Origin of the sequence: Serratia sp. BIGb0163 (genome assembly GCF_024809935.1) — a bacterium.
Lineage (GTDB): Bacteria > Pseudomonadota > Gammaproteobacteria > Enterobacterales > Enterobacteriaceae > Serratia > Serratia quinivorans.
Genome location: NZ_JANUDZ010000001.1, coordinates 1,316,799 through 1,331,527 on the forward strand (window position 1 = coordinate 1,316,799; position 14,729 = coordinate 1,331,527).

At 58.4% G+C, this 14,729-nt stretch carries 16 protein-coding genes; 5 read left to right on the top strand and 11 right to left on the bottom strand.

Going from position 1 to position 14,729, the window contains the following annotated elements; all coding sequences use genetic code 11:
• Positions 1-18: 18 nt before the first annotated feature.
• The 11 genes from fdhF to hycA form a co-directional block, all read right to left on the bottom strand.
• Entirely contained in the window at positions 19-2,175 is a 2,157-nt protein-coding gene (gene fdhF, locus M2406_RS06375; protein ID WP_259189320.1) for a formate dehydrogenase subunit alpha, read from the bottom strand.
• Positions 2,176-2,186: 11 nt separating this feature from the next.
• Positions 2,187-2,729, bottom strand: a complete 543-nt coding sequence (gene hydN, locus M2406_RS06380) for an electron transport protein HydN (protein WP_115184667.1) — start codon at positions 2,727-2,729, stop codon at positions 2,187-2,189.
• Between the two features lie 162 nt (positions 2,730-2,891).
• Complete coding sequence (gene hycI, locus M2406_RS06385; RefSeq protein WP_012145154.1) at positions 2,892-3,362, bottom strand: hydrogenase maturation peptidase HycI; 471 nt, start codon at positions 3,360-3,362, stop codon at positions 2,892-2,894.
• Entirely contained in the window at positions 3,355-3,771 is a 417-nt protein-coding gene (locus M2406_RS06390) for a formate hydrogenlyase maturation HycH family protein (protein ID WP_115184666.1), read from the bottom strand. The genes hycI and M2406_RS06390 overlap by 8 nt, the downstream gene beginning before the upstream one ends.
• The gene (locus M2406_RS06395; RefSeq protein WP_259189322.1) at positions 3,768-4,565 is read right to left on the bottom strand and encodes an NADH-quinone oxidoreductase subunit B family protein; all 798 of its coding nucleotides are present in this window, start codon (positions 4,563-4,565) and stop codon (positions 3,768-3,770) included. Before M2406_RS06395 ends, M2406_RS06390 begins: the two co-directional genes overlap by 4 nt.
• A complete protein-coding gene (locus M2406_RS06400; RefSeq protein ID WP_259189323.1) occupies positions 4,562-5,107 on the bottom strand; it encodes a formate hydrogenlyase complex iron-sulfur subunit in 546 nt (181 codons plus the stop codon). Before M2406_RS06400 ends, M2406_RS06395 begins: the two co-directional genes overlap by 4 nt.
• Before the next feature lie 12 nt (positions 5,108-5,119).
• The gene (locus tag M2406_RS06405; RefSeq protein ID WP_012145158.1) at positions 5,120-6,823 is read right to left on the bottom strand and encodes an NADH-quinone oxidoreductase subunit C; all 1,704 of its coding nucleotides are present in this window, start codon (positions 6,821-6,823) and stop codon (positions 5,120-5,122) included.
• Between the two features lie 22 nt (positions 6,824-6,845).
• On the bottom strand, positions 6,846-7,781 hold the full coding sequence (locus M2406_RS06410) for a respiratory chain complex I subunit 1 family protein (protein ID WP_012145159.1): 936 nt from the start codon (positions 7,779-7,781) through the stop codon (positions 6,846-6,848).
• A 10-nt stretch (positions 7,782-7,791) separates the two neighbouring features.
• The gene (locus M2406_RS06415; protein ID WP_259189324.1) at positions 7,792-9,660 is read right to left on the bottom strand and encodes a proton-conducting transporter membrane subunit; all 1,869 of its coding nucleotides are present in this window, start codon (positions 9,658-9,660) and stop codon (positions 7,792-7,794) included.
• Complete coding sequence (locus M2406_RS06420) at positions 9,660-10,274, bottom strand: 4Fe-4S dicluster domain-containing protein (RefSeq protein ID WP_012145161.1); 615 nt, start codon at positions 10,272-10,274, stop codon at positions 9,660-9,662. Before M2406_RS06420 ends, M2406_RS06415 begins: the two co-directional genes overlap by 1 nt.
• Positions 10,275-10,361: 87 nt before the next feature.
• Positions 10,362-10,829, bottom strand: coding sequence for a formate hydrogenlyase regulator HycA (gene hycA / locus M2406_RS06425; RefSeq protein WP_012145162.1), 468 nt, complete (start codon positions 10,827-10,829; stop codon positions 10,362-10,364).
• A gap of 262 nt (positions 10,830-11,091) precedes the next feature.
• Between hycA and hypA the strand changes: the two genes are divergently transcribed.
• Genes hypA through hypE form a run of 5 tightly spaced genes read left to right on the top strand, consistent with a single transcriptional unit; the run spans position 11,092 to position 14,654 of the window.
• A complete protein-coding gene (hypA, locus tag M2406_RS06430; protein WP_012145163.1) occupies positions 11,092-11,436 on the top strand; it encodes a hydrogenase maturation nickel metallochaperone HypA in 345 nt (114 codons plus the stop codon).
• Positions 11,437-11,451: 15 nt separating this feature from the next.
• The gene (gene hypB, locus M2406_RS06435; protein WP_012145164.1) at positions 11,452-12,246 is read left to right on the top strand and encodes a hydrogenase nickel incorporation protein HypB; all 795 of its coding nucleotides are present in this window, start codon (positions 11,452-11,454) and stop codon (positions 12,244-12,246) included.
• A complete protein-coding gene (locus M2406_RS06440) occupies positions 12,237-12,530 on the top strand; it encodes a HypC/HybG/HupF family hydrogenase formation chaperone (protein WP_012145165.1) in 294 nt (97 codons plus the stop codon). Before hypB ends, M2406_RS06440 begins: the two co-directional genes overlap by 10 nt.
• Positions 12,517-13,644, top strand: a complete 1,128-nt coding sequence (gene hypD / locus M2406_RS06445) for a hydrogenase formation protein HypD (RefSeq protein ID WP_259189325.1) — start codon at positions 12,517-12,519, stop codon at positions 13,642-13,644. Before M2406_RS06440 ends, hypD begins: the two co-directional genes overlap by 14 nt.
• Positions 13,641-14,654: a hydrogenase expression/formation protein HypE gene (gene hypE / locus M2406_RS06450; protein WP_259189326.1), complete on the top strand. Its 1,014-nt coding sequence runs from the start codon at positions 13,641-13,643 to the stop codon at positions 14,652-14,654. The genes hypD and hypE overlap by 4 nt, the downstream gene beginning before the upstream one ends.
• The last annotated feature ends 75 nt before the right edge of the window (positions 14,655-14,729 follow it).

Consider the following 14,729-nt stretch of genomic DNA (forward strand, 5'->3'; position numbering starts at 1 on the left):
CAAAGTGACAGTGCAACTTTACATCACATCTTCTGCTGCGCGACGCAGGCGGGCCTTCATATCGCTGTAGCTCTGTTGCGCGTAGTTTTCCGCCCAGTGCTGATCGCTAATTGCCGCCAGTTTTACCGCGCAGTATTTGGTTTCCGGCGTTTTGGAGATCGGGTCCAAATTCTCCTGGGTCAGCTCGTTACAGGCACCGATCCACCACTGGTAGGTCATATACACCGCGCCCAGGTTAATACGCTCGTTATAGTTGGCACGGCTGATCACCTTGCCACGGCGCGAACTGACCCACACCAGTTGCTGATCGGCAATACCCAGCGCTTCGGCGTCCTGCGGATTGATCTGCACAAAGCCGGGTTCATCCGCCAGGGTTTGCAGCGCGGCACAGTTGCCGGTCATCGAGCGGCAGGAGTAGTGGCCGACTTCACGCACGGTACAGAGCACCAGCGGATAATATGCATCCGGCACTTCCGCCGGAGCACGCCAGGTGGTGGCGAACAGCTGGCCTTTACCGGTCGGGGTGGTGAACTGGTTGCCCTGATACAGGTAAGGGGTGCCCTGACTTTCCAGCGTGGTACAAGGCCATTGCACATGGCCCAGCTCACCCATTTTTTCGTAGGTGGCCCCATAAAACAGCGGGCAAAGCTCACGCATTTCATCCCAGATTTGCTGGTTATCGTCGTAATGCATCGGATAGCCCATCTCGGTGGCCAGCAGGCTGATGATCTCCCAGTCGCGTTTGACGTTGTACTGCGGTTCAATGGCCTTCTCGAAACGCTGGAACCCGCGATCGGCGCAGGAGAACACGCCGCCATGCTCACCCCAGGAGGTGGCTGGCAGGATCACATCGGCCTGTTCAGCGGTTTTGGTCATAAAGATGTCTTGCACTACCACAAACTCCAGCGCTTCGAACGCGCCGCGCACCAGGCTCAGATCGGCTTCGGTCTGTAACGGATCTTCCCCCATGATGTAGTAGGCCTTCACTTTGCCTTCGTGCACCAAATGCGGGATCTCGGTGATGCGGTAACCGACTTCCGGGTCCATCCTGGCGGCGTCAATGCCCCAGGCGGCGGCGAACTTGGCGCGTACCGCGGCGTCGGTGACCGCCTGATAACCTGGGAACTCATTGGGCAGCACGCCCATGTCGCAGGCACCCTGAACGTTGTTCTGCCCACGCACCGGGCCAACCCCCACGTTGGGCCGGCCCAGATTACCGGTCAGCAAGGCCAGACTGGCGAGCCCTTTGACCACGTCGACCGCCTGACCGAACTGGGTGACTCCCATGCCCCACATGATGGTGGCGGAAGGGGCACTGGCGTAGGTGCGCATCGCCTGGCGAATTTGCTGGGCGCTGACGCCGGTCAGCTGTTCTACCGCTTCCGGTGCGTAATCCGCTAACTGCTGGCGGTAAGCCTCGAAACCTTCGGTGTATTTCGCCACGTAGTCGCGGTCATACAGATTTTCTTCAATCAGCGTATAGGCGAAGGCATTCACCAGCGCCATATTACAGCCGTTTTTGATCTGCAAATGCTGGTCGGCAATGCGCGCGGTTTCGATACGGCGTGGGTCGCAGACGATAATTTGCGCGCCTTTCTCTTTGGCCTTCAGCACCCGGCGAGCCACGATAGGATGCGAATCGGCACAGTTGTAACCGATGACCAGCAGGCATTTGGAGTTTTCGATATCGCCAATCGAGTTGCTCATCGCGCCGTTGCCCAGCGTGGCTTGCAAACCCGCTACCGACGGGCCATGACAGACGCGGGCGCAGCAGTCGACGTTGTTGGTGCCGACGACCGCACGGGCAAACTTCTGCATCACGTAGTTGGTTTCATTGCCGGTACCGCGTGAAGAGCCGGTGTGCATGATGGCGCTGGCGCCGTGCTTATCCTTGATCTGCTGTAGCCGCTGCGCGGTGTAGCTAATGGCCTCATCCCAACTGACGGCCTCAAACTTGCCGCCTTTTTCACGGCGGATCAGCGGCTGGCTCAGACGTGGGGTCAGCAGTTTGGTGTCGTTGAGAAAGTCCCAGCCGTAATAGCCTTTCAGGCATAGTTCGCCCTGATTGGTCACGCCGTCAGCCGCCTCGGCGCGGATGATTTTGCCGTTGTCGACCACCAGTTTCATTTTGCAGCCTGCACCGCAGTATGGGCAGACGGTTGTGATTTTTTTCATCGGTTCAGTTCCTAAAACAGTGACGACAGGGTGTCGAGCGCGGCGCGACGGCGTTTCTCGGCGTTCATTTCTTGCAGCATGTTGCGATCCACACAGTGCAACGCATTGGTCGGGCAGGTTTGCATACAGGCCGGGCCGCTATCACGACCGATGCACAGGTCGCATTTATGGGCTTCGGCTTTCTCGGTGGTGGCACTCATCACGGCGCCGTTCTGGCGGACAACCGGGCGGGTGACCACTTCCATCGCGCCGTAAGGACAGGCCACCACGCAGGTTTTGCAGCCGATGCAGCGCTCCTGCATCACCAGCACCATGCCGTTGGTTCGGCTAATCGCCCCATTGGGGCAAACGTTGGAGCAAGGCGCGTCCTCACACTGGCGGCACAGTACGGCAGTGCTGACGTTAACGCCTTTGATCACATGCAGCCGTGGGGCGAAGCTGGCGGCGTTGAGCGCTGAAATATCCTGGTTTTCGCTGTGTGCCATCACGCAGGCAATTTCACAGGTACGGCAGCCGATGCATTTCTTGGGATCGGCGATGATAAACCGGTTCATCAATAACTCCTGAGTTACCCTTCATCCGGGTATGACTATGGATAGGTTGTGCCTTGGGTTAGGCATAAAGCGTGCCAACCCTGAAAATCGAATAAAAGCAGAGGGTTAGCCTGATGCTGACGAAGTGACCGACGGCATCTCGACACAAATGACGATGCGGCGTCAGACATTCGTCACCACCAGTGGCGGGTAACCGCCATTTATTGGCCAGTCATGTAGCCGTTGGTGCAGGGTGGTCACCGCACGGCGTACCGCGGCGCCGATCGGGTAGTAAAACGCCACCACCTCAGGCTGAATGCCGATAAAGGTGATTTCCGGCACCGTTTCGCGCAGTTGATCGATCAAGAAATTCAGCGGCAGGTTATGGGTGGTCATGATGAACATGTCGGCAATGTCTTTTTCATCAATCACCCGGGTTTCTCCCGCAGCCAGTCCCATGTCGGTGGCATCGACAATCACCAGCCGCGCAGGGCGCAGTTCGCGGATATGCCCAATGTCATTTTCCGGTGCGGCTCCGCCGTCGATCACCGTCCAGCCGGCGGGGGGATTGCCGGCACAGAGCTCTGCCAGTAGCGGGCCGGCGCCGTCATCGCCCATCATGCAGTTGCCTACACACAATAAAACGTCAGTCATCATGCCTCCGGACCATCAGGTAGATGGCGGGTTCGTTTTCAATCGACTGCAGCAGGGCGATCAACTGTTGGCTCCAGTCTTGCTGTTGGGGGTTCATTTGCGGGGCGGCAGCGCTTAACGCGGTGGCCAGCAGGTGGGTATGGCTACTGTCGATACAGATTTCACCGAAGCGATCGACCCCTTCCAGCTTGCGCCGGGCGGTGCTGGCCGCGGGCAGTTGTTGTACCCAGGCGCGGAAACCGGCCAGCGGACAGCTGAGTTTGGCTTCCAGACAGTCGATGACGCCAAGATGGTGGCCAATCGCCAGGCTGTAATAGATCACCTCCTGGGCTTTCGGCGGGGCCTTTTTCTCTTGCACGAATTTGCGGCTCAGGGAGTAGAACACCACCTGGGCATGGGAGTGGCTCATAGTCGCAGTTCCCCTCGCAGTACCCGTTGATAGATCCCCAGCAGGTTGCCGACAATCTCGCTTAAACGCATATCGTCCTGCTGTTGCAGGTAGGCGCTAATGCGCTGTTCGACCGGCAATGGGCTGTCTGCGGCCAACAGTTGCATAAACTGGTCGGCGATCTGGCGGCCATAGCGATAACCGGCCATCCGCCGGGCTTCGCGATCCAGCAGCACCCGCAGCGGCTGAGGTAATGCCGGGTGCAACAGGCGGGTGGCCTCGCCCTGGGTTTCGTCATGCTGACGGCCTTTGATTTTCTGATCCAACAGGCCGAGTGCCATGGCAAAGCCATAAATGGTGGCGGCCGGCGTCGGGGGGCAGCCGGGGATATAGACATCAACCGGTACGATGCGATCGGTGCCGCCCCATACGCAGTAGAGATCGTGGAAAATGCCACCACTGTTGCCACAGGCACCGTAAGAGATGCTGATTTTCGGATCGGGCGAAGCCTGCCAGGCGCGGATCGCCGGGATGCGCATGGCACGGGTGACCGCCCCGGTAAACAGCAAAATATCGGCATGGCGGGGTGAAGGAACCACTTTGATACCGAAGCGTTCGGCGTCGAACAACGGGGAAATGGCAGCGAAAATCTCAATTTCGCAGCCATTGCACCCGCCGCAGTCCACGCGATAAACATAGGCCGAGCGGCGGATATCCTGCAGTAAGGTGGTTTTCAGCTTGGCGATACTTTCGTCGAGGGTGATCGGCACCGGCAGGCCATTTTCGTCGCGTGGGCCAATCAGTGGCGGATTCATGAGATGATCTCCCGGGTCAAATGGCGGCCAACGTCAATGCGATCGGCCTGAGTCAGGTTTTGCTGTTGTTTGCACGCCGGGCAGGTTTCAAACTGCGTGCGGCGCGTGGCGGTTTCTGTACTGCTTAGCCCGAGCAGCGCCATGGCATAGTCAATTTCCTTCTGCGACGCATAGGCTTTGCCGCATTGACGGCAATGGCAGATGGCAAAGTCGGCTTGCTCGTATAAGTCTTCTTTACGCCACACTGCCAGCTCGAACTGCTGTGAAAGCCGGATGGCGGCGGTAGGGCAAACTTCTTCACAGCGGGCGCAGAAGATGCAGCGCCCGAGAAACAGCTGCCAGCGCACCGTGCCGCGGGCCAGATCGGTGGTCATACTCAACGCATTGGATGGGCAAGCGTTGGCGCAGGCCCCGCAGGCAATACATTGCTGTGGGTTGTATTCGGGCTTGCCACGAAAGTTCGGGTCAATGACCAACGGCTGGCTCGGATAGGCGACGGTGGCCGGGCCGGTTTTCAGCACTTTTTTAATCAGTTTCAGCATGATGGGCTCCGGTTAGAACGGTTTGTTTTTCCGTTCGATGCCATAACGCTCGATTTCTTTGTACGGCACTATGATGGACTGGCGCTTGCGCACGTCGACGATGGTCATGCGATCGGTACAGGAATAGCAGGGATCCAGGCTGCCGATGATCAGCGGGGCGTCGGAAACCGTGTTGCCGCGCAGCATGTAACGCAGGGTTGGCCAATTGGCGTAGGTCGCGGCACGGCAGCGCCAACGGAACAGTTTTTGGTTGTCGCCGGTCATGCTCCAGTGAATATCGTCACCGCGCGGGGCTTCGGCAAAGCCCAGGGCAAAACGGTGCGGAATATAGGTGAAACCGTCCACCGCCAGCGGCCCGCTCGGCAGGCTTTGCAGGCCGAACTCGATGATGCCGAGCGAGTTGAACACTTCATGAATGCGCACCTTAAGGCGGGAATAGACGTCGCAGCCGTCCTCTACGCACAGTTCCACCGGCAGTTTGGCGTAACCGGCAAAGGGATGGTCGATACGGGTATCACGGCGGTGGCCGCTGCCGCGGATCATCGGGCCGACGTTGCTGTAGTCGCGAGCCACCTGCGGATCGAGCCGGCCAACCCCGACGCTGCGCTGTTCGGTATTCGGCGTGCTGAGCAAGATATCGACCAGATCCACCAACTCACTGCGCATTTGCGCCGCCAGCCGCAGGGTTTGCAGCATGTCGTCTTTCAGTATGTCGCGACGGATGCCGCCAATCAGGTTCAAACCATAGGTTTTGCGTGCACCGGTCAGGATCTCCGCCATCTTCATCGACTGTTCGCGCACCCGGAAGAACTGCATAAAACCGGAGTCGAAACCGACGAAATGGCAGGCCAGCCCCAGATTCAGCAGATGACTGTGCAGGCGTTCCACTTCCAGCAGCACTGAGCGGATCATCTGGGCGCGTTCCGGCACCTGGATGCCCATCGCGTTCTCCACCGAACTGGTGTAGGCCACGCTGTGGGTAAAACCGCAAATGCCGCACACCCGGTCCGACAGGAAGGTCACTTCGTTGTAACCCATGCGGGTTTCGGCCAGTTTCTCCATGCCACGGTGCACATAGAACAGCCGGTAGTCGGCATCAATGATGTCTTCGCCGTCGACGAACAGGCGGAAATGCCCGGGTTCATCCGAGGTGATATGCAGCGGGCCGATCGGCACCACGTTGGCTTTACTGCCGGCCAGGCTCTGGAACGGATAGGTTTCCACATCGGTGGTGGGCGCGGGCCGTTGACGATAATCCATGGCGTCTTTGCGCAACGGGTGGAGATCGTCCGGCCAGTCGTCCGGCAGCACCAACCGGCGTTCATCCGGCAAACCGATCGGGCGCAGGCCATACATGTCGCGCACTTCGCGTTCACCCCAGACAGCAGCAGGCACCCGTGGCGTAACGGAAGGGAACTCCAGCGTTTGGGCGTCAACCTCGGCCCGTACCGTGATCCAGCATTTGGTGCCTTGCTCCATCGACAGCACGTAATACAGCGCGTAATTGCCACACAGCGTGCGTTCGTCGTTACCAAACAGCACCGACAACCAGCCGCCCTGTTGGTAATACAGCCATTCCACCACTTCCGGCAGCGCGTTGAGTTTGACGGTCACCGTCAGTTGGTCGGCCGTTTGCCATTCTGCCGCCAGCATGGCAGCGGGGAATTGTTGCTGCAACGCCGCCAGATAGTGCTGGCCTTGATGTTCGTTAGTCATTATTGATTGCCTTAATCATTGTTCAGCCGACGACCAGCCAGGAAACCAGCGCCAGAAAAGCCAGCCCAAAACCGGCCCAGGTGGTACGGCCCGTCTTGAGGAAGCGCAAACGTGCCACGCTATTTTCGAGAACCGCGATCAGCACCACCGCACACAACAGCTTGAACAGCGCCAGCACCAGTCCAGTCAACAGCTGCGGGGCAGTGAGCTGTGCCGCCTGGCCCCAGGGCAGGAACACGCCGAGGAACAGTTGCAGCACCACCAGTTGCTTGAGGCTGATGCCCCATTTGATAATGCCTAGCTCGACGCCGGAATATTCCGTCAGCGGGCCTTCCTGCAGCTCTTGTTCGGCTTCTGCCATGTCGAACGGCAGCTTGCCCATTTCGATATAGGTGGCGAACGCGCAGGCCAAACCGGCCAACAGCAGTGGCAACCAGGCGTGATGCGGCAACCCCAGCAGGCTTTGCACCATGGCGCTCAGTTGAGTAGAACCGGCGACCAGCGCCGTCACCCACAGACCCAGCAACAGGATCGGTTCGACCAGAATGCCTAACACTGCCTCACGGCTGGCACCGATAGCGGTGAAGGGGCTACCGGTATCCAGCCCGGCAATGGCAAACACAAAGCGCACCACGGCGAACAGATAGATCAGGGTGATCACATCACCGATGGCAGGCAGCGGTGAGGCGGTAGTCAGCATCGGTAGTGCACAGGCGATGGCCAGCAAGGTGCCGGTCAGTAAGTAAGGCATAGCGCGAAAAGCCAGACCGGAAGCCCCCGGCGCCACGCTTTGGCGTTTAAGCAGTTTGGCTATATCACGGTATTCCTGTAATACGCCGGGGCCGCGTCGGGTATGAATGCGGGCACGCAACACCCGGCTGATGCCGGCAAACAGCGGGGCAACAGCCAGTAACAGCAGGGCCTGCAGCAAACCGAGTAACACATAGGGATAGGTCATCGTTATCTCCTCAGGCAAAAGCCACGACCAGCAGCACCGCCAACTCTACGGCGGCCAGACCGCGGCAGAAGGCAACGAATGCGTTACGGTGTAACCGGTCACCGAAGGATCCCGGTAGCCAGCGGCGCAGTTGATACAGTGGGGCAAACATCACTCGCAACGGCTGAGCAAAACCGGTGGCGGTGATCACCATCGCGTCTTCATGGCCGTAACCACAGGCCCAGGCGCTGCCTTGTACCCGCCGAGGTTGCCGACGCGTCTGGTAACGCGCCGCGATCAACAACGGCAGTAACGGCATCGCCAGCAATAAAATGGCGATCAGCGGGGTGGAAACCAGCGTATCGGACAAGGAGAGCGCCTGTTCGGACGTCAGGCCGATCAGGTGGGCAAACAGTGGAATGATCCAGGGCGCACCCAGACCGCAAACCAGACACAACACGGCCGGCAGCGCATGGCTTAGCGTCAGCCAAACATTGGCCTGAACCGCGTTTGCTGCAGCGTCGCAGCGCGGAGCGCCCAGAAAAGCCACGCCAAACACTTTGCTGACGCACATCACCGCCAGCGCACCGGTCAGGGCTAATGCCACCGCCAGCAGCGGGCCAAACAGATGGCCAATAAAACCGGGTGCCGCGCTGAAGTGGAACAGTCCCTGGTAGATCAACCATTCACTGGCAAAACCGTTCAACGGCGGTAATGCGGCCATCGCCACCAGGCCAATCAGCAGAGAAACGGCGGTCCAGGGCATCAGCCGCGCCAAACCGCCCATTTTCTCCATGTCTTTCAGCCCGGTCTGTTGTTCAATGGCGCCGGCTGCCAGCAGCAATGCGCTTTTAAACAGGCTGTGGTTCAGCAGGTGGAACAGGCCACCAATCAGGGCAAAGGCGGTCAATAACGGCTGTTGCAGCGCCGTACCGACCATCGCGCCCCCGATGCCCAGCAGGATAATGCCGATGTTCTCCAGCGTGTGGTAAGCCAGCAAGCGGCGCAGATCGTGCTCCATCAGCGCATACAGCCCGCCGAAGAAAGCCGTACCGGCAGCCAACAGCAAGACCAGTAATCCCCACCACAGCGGCGGCGTACCCAGCAGATCCAGCCCTATTTTCAGTATGCCCAGCAGGCCGACCTTCATCAGCGCGCTGGAAAACAACATGGCGGCGGAGGCGGGCGCACTGCTGTGGGATTGCGGCACCCAGGCATGTAACGGCATCAGCCCGGCAAAAATGCCAAACCCGGCCAATGCCAGCAGGAATACCGCATTACGCAATGCATCCGGCAGTGGCGTAGCGCGGATCACGCTGAATTGCAGGCTGTGGCTATGGCAATAGATCAGCGCGAAGGCGACCACCAACAACAGGGTGCCTGAGCGCATCAGCAAGAACTGGCTATGTCCGGCACGCAGGCTTTTAGCGCTTGGGGCATGGACAATCAGGAAATAGCCGCAAAGCGCCGCCAACTCCAGCAGCAACAGCAAGGCCAGGGCATTATCGGCCATCACCGCAGCGCTTAAGGCCGCCAGCATCAGGTTGCTTAAGCCAACCAATCGGCCGCGAGCGCGCGGGTTCAGCCTGGATAAGCTGCCGGCGTGATACAGCGCGGCAAAGACCCCGCACAGAGCCATCACCAGCAGTAACAGGGCGTTAAGGCCACTGATTTCCACCGCGTAATGCAGCCACGGCAAACGGGCGCTGTGCAGTGGGGCAAACAGCATTTGTACCGCTGACAACAGCGAGGTGACGGCACAGAGCAAGGTAACGCCGCTCAGCAAAGTGCTGACACGCGACCAGGGGGCCAGTAACCAGCCCAACAGGGCGCAGAGTAAATACCCGACCAGGGCCGAAGTCAGCAGTAACAACGGGTCGGGCAACAGGGCATATATCATCAATTTGGCTCCTTGTGGGATCCAGGGACGGCCGCAAACGGCAACTCGGCGCTGAGCGCCTGCATCGCATTGCGCCTTTTCTGTTCGCTGGCGTTGCGCACGTCTCGGTCGGTCACCAGCCGGATCGCCTGGGTCGGACAGGTGCGGATACAGGCGGGTCCTTCGGGGCTGAAGTCACAGAGATCGCACTTCACCGCCACGGCACGGACACCGGGCACACAATCGAGGAAGGGGCTGATTGGGCGTGGTGCTTTGGGCGCAGGCAATGCCAGCGAGGTGTTGCAGTCCGCAGGGATCGCCAGTGGGGTGCTGCCGCCGAAACCAATGGCACCAAACGGGCAGGCAATGCCGCACAGCTTGCAACTGATGCACAGGCTTTCGTTCAGTACGATGGCGTCATCCTGATGGCGGATAGCGTTGACCGGACATACCTGCGCGCAGGGGGCATCTTCACACTGGTGGCACATCGCCGGTGCAGAGTCGCGAGCGTTGCGAATCACCTGCAGGCGGGGTAATGACTGCAATCCATATTGCCGATGTTCCGCAGAACAACTGGCCATACAGGTATTGCAGCCAATACACAATTTAGGGTCCGCAATAATAAAGCGGTTCATGCACACTCCTTGCTTCGTCATTTATGACGAAATCGTCAGTAAAAAATGACGCTTCGACAGTTTCCTGTCGGTGATTAACGCCTGCGATCAGACGGGTAAGGTTATTTTTTTCAGAGCGTCTTGAATGGCGTGACCATCATGCAAGGAATCAAACAGGCATTGATAAATAACGGCGATCTTATCCAGGTAGTGTTCAAATACCGCCTGCATGTCGCGGTTGTTTATTACTTCGTCGATATTGCCGTTTTCATCCAGCGTGGCATGGGCGAAAGGGGCAAAGTTTTCCGGCTCGTGGGCCGTGGCCAGATTAATCCGGTAGCAAATATCCCGGCTGTAAAACCCTTCGCTCAACTGGATGCTGACCGTAAAGTGGTTAAACAGCACAAAGCGCAGGTCGTTTTCCTGCCCGTAGGTAAACTGATGATTAATCTTCTTTTTGGTGGTGGTGACCGCTTTGACCAGAGTGCTGTGGTAGGTCTGCCATTGTGCCATCAGACGATTGCTTTTGTTGGCGATGTAATCGGCCTGACTGGTTACTTCACTGATTGTACTCATGGTCCTCACTCGAAATTGATAGTCGTTGTCGAAATAGCTCCGGGTCAGCGAGTTAAAGCATAAAGCGTGCCAAATTCCGGTAAATTACATTATTTCCTTTTAATTCAACCATCAGAGTGAAATTAATCCGTCAATCCGTTAGGGAATAACTGATTTAATGACTGACGATGACAGTCGGTTCGACAAATATGTCATTGGCGGCTTGGCATCATATTTGCAACGTGAAGGGAATAACGCGTTTATCGCCATTAACGGAGGCCGGATGCACGAAATAACCTTATGCCAACATGCGATGGAAATAATGCAGCAACAGGCTCGCCAAAATAATGCGCAAAGGATCACCGCGGTATGGTTCGAGATTGGCGCATTTTCCTGTGTTGAAGCGGAGTCGCTGCGGTTTTGTTTTGACATGGTGTGCCGCGACACGCTGGCCGAAGGCTGCGAACTGCATCTGGCGGAACAGAAAGCGCTGTGTTGGTGCCATGACTGCCAGAGCGATGTCGAGCTGCTGGTACCGCAGGTGCTGGTCTGTCCGCACTGTACCGGACGAAATCTGCGGGTACAGGCCGATGACGGCTTGCAAATAAAACGCCTGGAAATTGAATAACAGAGGGGAATGAATATGTGCAGTACCTGCGGTTGTGCCCAGGGTGAATTAACCATTGAAGGGGATGTGAAGGTGCCATTCCGTCCGCAACGCAATGTGCAGGGCGATCTGCATTACGGTTTGGGGCTGGCAGGCACCCATGCACCGGGTATCAGCCAGCGCCGGATGCTGGAAATTGAAACCCGGGTGCTGGATAAGAACGATCGTCTGGCGGAGGGTAATCGCCAGTATTTCGCCGACCAACATATTCTGGCGCTGAATCTGGTTTCCAGCCCCGGCTCCGGCAAAACCACGCTGCTGACAGAAACGCTGCTGCGGCTGCGGGGTCAGCACCCGTGCGCGGTGGTGGAAGGCGATCAGCAAACCACCAATGACGCGGAACGTATCCGCGCCACCGGTGTGCCGGCGATTCAGGTCAATACCGGTAAAGGCTGCCATCTGGATGCGCAAATGGTTCACGAGGCCGCCCGGCGTCTGGAACTCAAACCCCACAGCCTGTTGTTTATCGAGAACGTCGGCAATCTGGTTTGCCCGGCCAGCTTTGATCTCGGGGAGCGCCACAAGGTAGCGGTGCTGTCGGTTACCGAAGGGGAAGACAAGCCGCTTAAGTACCCACATATGTTTGCCGCCGCACGGGTGATGCTGCTGAACAAGATCGATCTGCTGCCGTATTTGAACTTCGACCTGGCAGCCTGTATCGACAATGCCCGCAAAGTGAACCCGACGATTGAGGTGATTACCCTTTCGGCGACCAGCGGTGAAGGTATGGATCAGTGGCTGGCCTGGCTGGAGACACAGTTATGTGCATAGGCGTTCCAGGGCAGATCGTGGCGCTGGATGAAAAGCAGCCTCAGCATGCCTGGGCCGAAGTCTGTGGTGTGCAGCGGGAAGTGAATATTGCGCTGGTGCGTCAGGAGGGTGAACCCAGAGAAGCGATGATCGGCTGCTGGGTGCTGATCCACGTCGGCTTCGCCATGAGTCGGCTCGACAGGCAGGAGGCCGAGGAGATGCTTTCGGCACTGCAGGCGATGGGGGAAGTGGAGCAGGACGTGGCGCTGTTTTTGGCGGGGGAAGGCAACCATGCATTACGTTGATGAGTTCCGCGATCCGAAGCGGGTAAAAACCCTGTTGCAGCATATTCGGCAGCGAGCCGCACAGTTGCCGTTTAGCGCTGAGCGGCCGTTGCAAATTATGGAAGTATGCGGTGGTCATACCCATGCCATTTTCCGCTTTGGCCTGGATAAACTGCTGCCGCCACAGATTGAATTTATTCATGGACCGGGCTGCCCGGTTTGTGTGTTGCCCATGGGGCGTATAGATGCCTGCTGTGAAATAGCCGCTCACCCGGAGGTGATTTTTTGCACCTTCGGCGACGCGTTGCGGGTACCGGGCAAACAAGGCTCTTTACTGCAGGCCCGTGAGCGCGGCGCCGATGTGCGGGTGGTTTATTCGCCGTTGGATGCTCTGATGCTGGCGCGTCAACACCCGCAGCGGCAGCTGGTGTTCTTTGCCCTGGGGTTTGAAACCACCATGCCGGTCACGGCGATCACCCTGCAGCAGGCCCGGCTGGAAGGGTTGAATAACTTCAGCGTGTTTTGCCAGCACATCAGCCTGATCCCCACCTTGCGCAGCCTGTTGCAACAGCCGGATGTCCGCATCGACGGCTTTCTGGCGCCCGGCCACGTCAGTATGGTGATTGGTACCGCGCCGTATCACTTTATCAGTCGGCAATACCATAAACCGCTGGTGGTGACCGGCTTTGAACCGCTGGATATCCTGCAAGGGGTGATGATGCTGGTTGAGCAGTTTGTGGGGCAGCAGAGCCAAACCGAGAACCAATACCGCCGGGTGGTACCTGAACAGGGCAATCTGCTGGCACAGCAGGCGATGAGCGAAGTCTTTGTGCTGGGCGGCGGCAGCGAATGGCGCGGCCTTGGCACCATTGCTGATTCGGGCATTGCCTTAACCCCGGCCTATAGCACCTTTGATGCGGAACGACGTTTCCGTCCGCAACACCGGCAGGTGGCTGACGATCCTCGTGCCCGCTGTGGAGAGGTGCTGACCGGGCGTTGCAAACCGCGTGACTGCCCGCTGTTTGGTGGTGACTGTACACCGCAAAATGCTTTTGGCGCGTTGATGGTGTCTTCGGAAGGTGCCTGCGCCGCCTGGTACCAATACCGTCGTGAAACAGAGGAAACCCCGGCATGAATAACGTGATTACTATGGCGCACGGCAGCGGCGGCAGCGCGATGCAGCAACTGCTGGATGAGATTTTCTTGCCGGCCTTTGCCAATCCGCTGCTGGATCAACGTGAAGATCAGGCCCGGTTGGATTTGGCCGAATTAACGCAGCAGGGCGATCGGCTGGCGTTTACTACCGACAGCTACGTGATTGATCCGATTTTCTTCCCGGGCGGTGATATTGGCAAACTGGCGGTCTGCGGGACGGCTAACGATCTGGCGGTCAGCGGCGCGTTACCGCGCTATCTTTCCTGCGGGTTTATCCTCGAAGAAGGTTTGCCGCTGGTTGATTTACAACGGCTGGTGGCTTCGATGGCGGCCACTGCGCAGCAGGCCGGTATCCGCATTGTGACCGGGGATACCAAGGTGGTGCAGCGCGGCGCGGCCGACAAAGTGTTTATCAACACCGCCGGTATTGGGGTGATCCCGCCGGACCTGGATTGGGCAGCGCAAAATATCCGCGCCGGTGACGCGGTGATTGTCAGCGGTACGCTCGGCGATCACGGGGCGACGATCCTCAACCTGCGGGAAAAGCTGGGCATGTCGCTGGATGTGATCAGCGATTGCGCGGTGTTGGCTCCGTTAATCACGCCATTGCGTGCCATTAACGGCGTGCGAGCCATGCGCGATGCTACCCGTGGTGGAGTTAATGCCATTTTGCATGAGTTTGCTCGTGCGGCGGGCGTGGGGATTGAAGTTGAAGAGAACCTGTTACCGATAGCACCGGCAGTGCGAGGGATTTGCGAGTTGCTGGGGCTGGATGCCATCAACTTTGCCAACGAGGGCAAGCTGGTGGTGGTGGCCGCGCCGGAAGCCGAACAGGCGGTACTGGCTGCGTTACAGGCGCATCCGCTGGGCAAGGCCGCGGCATTGATTGGCCGGGTGACTGCCGGACGACAAGTGAGGCTGCAGGGCGCTTATGGCATCAGCCGCCTGCTGGATTTGCCGCATGCCGAGCCTTTGCCGCGCATTTGTTGATCCTGTCGGGGGAGAACCTTGTCGCCCAGCGTTACACTTTGTGACGTGACTCACTAAAATCATCATCGCGACTCA